This is a genomic window from Arenibacter certesii DSM 19833, from assembly GCF_000429545.1.
In the GTDB taxonomy this organism is placed as follows: domain Bacteria; phylum Bacteroidota; class Bacteroidia; order Flavobacteriales; family Flavobacteriaceae; genus Arenibacter; species Arenibacter certesii.
Genome location: NZ_AUCB01000077.1, coordinates 1 through 1899, shown reverse-complemented (window position 1 = coordinate 1899; position 1899 = coordinate 1). Strand labels below are relative to the sequence as shown.

The window sequence follows — 1899 nt, the reverse complement described above, 5'->3', positions numbered from 1 at the left end:
GGGAGTTAGGCCCCGGACAAACAAAGGCTGGTATTTCAACGGCGACTCCACCACGCCTGGCGGCGCAGCTTCAAAGTCTCCCAGCTATCCTACACATTGGTTGCCCAGGGTCAATACGAAGCTATAGTAAAGGTGCACGGGGTCTTTTCGTCCCACTGCGGGTAACCGGCATCTTCACCGATACTACAATTTCACCGAGCTCATGGCTGAGACAGTGTCCAGATCGTTGCACCATTCGTGCAGGTCGGAACTTACCCGACAAGGAATTTCGCTACCTTAGGACCGTTATAGTTACGGCCGCCGTTTACTGGGGCTTCAATTCAATGCTTCTCCCCGAAGGAATGACATCTCCTCTTAACCTTCCAGCACCGGGCAGGTGTCAAGCCCTATACGTCATCTCACGATTTTGCAGAGCTCTGTGTTTTTGATAAACAGTCGCCTGGACTCTTTCACTGCGGCCCTCCTGTAAAGGAGGGCGACGCTTCTCCCGAAGTTACGCGTCTATTTTGCCTAGTTCCTTAGCCATGAATCTCTCGAGCGCCTTAGAATACTCATCCCAACCACCTGTGTCGGTTTGCGGTACGGGCTGCTTCACTTGGTTTTCTCGGAGGATGTTAAACTGGATTATCACCTTGGCCGAAGCCGCAGTGTACTATCGGGGCGTCACCGCTCCCTTCAACGTACTATTCCGTCAGTACGCACCAACGCCACATCCCCGTCACTTTTAGCGTGAGCAGGTACAGAAATATTAATCTGTTGTCCATCCACTACCCCCTTCGGGTTCGTGTTAGGTCCCGACTGACCCCCAGCTGATTAGCATAGCTGGGGAAACCTTGGTCTTTCGGCGTGCGGGTTTCTCGCCCGCATTATCGTTACTTATGCCTACATTTTCGTTTCCAGGCGTTCCAGTGGACCTCGCAGGCCACCTTCAACACCCCTGGAATGCTCCCCTACCCCTCTATAAATAGAAGTCACAGCTTCGGTGATATGCTTATGCCCGATTATTATCCATGCGGAACCGCTCGACCAGTGAGCTGTTACGCACTCTTTAAATGAATGGCTGCTTCCAAGCCAACATCCTGGCTGTCAATGCAGTTCCACCGCGTTATATCAACTTAGCATATACTTTGGGACCTTAGCTGGTGATCTGGGTTCTTTCCCTCTCGGACATGGACCTTAGCACCCATGCCCTCACTGCACACAAACATTTTATAGCATTCGGAGTTTGTCAGGAATTGGTAGGCGGTGAAGCCCCCGCATCCAATCAGTAGCTCTACCTCTATAAAACTATGTATACGCTGCACCTAAATGCATTTCGGGGAGTACGAGCTATTTCCGAGTTTGATTGGCCTTTCACCCCTACCCACAGGTCATCCCAAGACTTTTCAACGTCAACGGGTTCGGTCCTCCACAGTGTGTTACCACTGCTTCAACCTGCCCATGGGTAGATCACACGGTTTCGCGTCTACTACTACTGACTATGGCGCCCTATTCAGACTCGCTTTCGCTACGGATCCGCACCTGAAGTGCTTAACCTTGCCAGTAAAAGTAACTCGTAGGCTCATTATGCAAAAGGCACGCCGTCACCCCAAAGGGCTCCGACCGCTTGTAGGCGTATGGTTTCAGGATCTTTTTCACTCCCTTGTTCAGGGTTCTTTTCACCTTTCCCTCACGGTACTGGTTCACTATCGGTCTCTCAGGAGTATTTAGTCTTGGCGGATGGTCCCGCCGGATTCATACAGGGTTTCACGTGCCCCGCACTACTCAGGATACCGCTATCGATAATGGTCTTTGCTCTTACGGGACTATCACCCTCTATGGTTCCTCTTTCCAAAGGATTCTGATTCATCGCACATCAAATGTCGCGGTCCTACAACCCCCATATTGCCGAAACAACAT

At 51.2% G+C, this 1899-nt stretch carries 1 rRNA gene; it reads right to left on the bottom strand.

The features are described from left to right. Positions 1-1899, bottom strand: a 23S ribosomal RNA gene (locus tag G466_RS0118825); the annotation flags it as partial.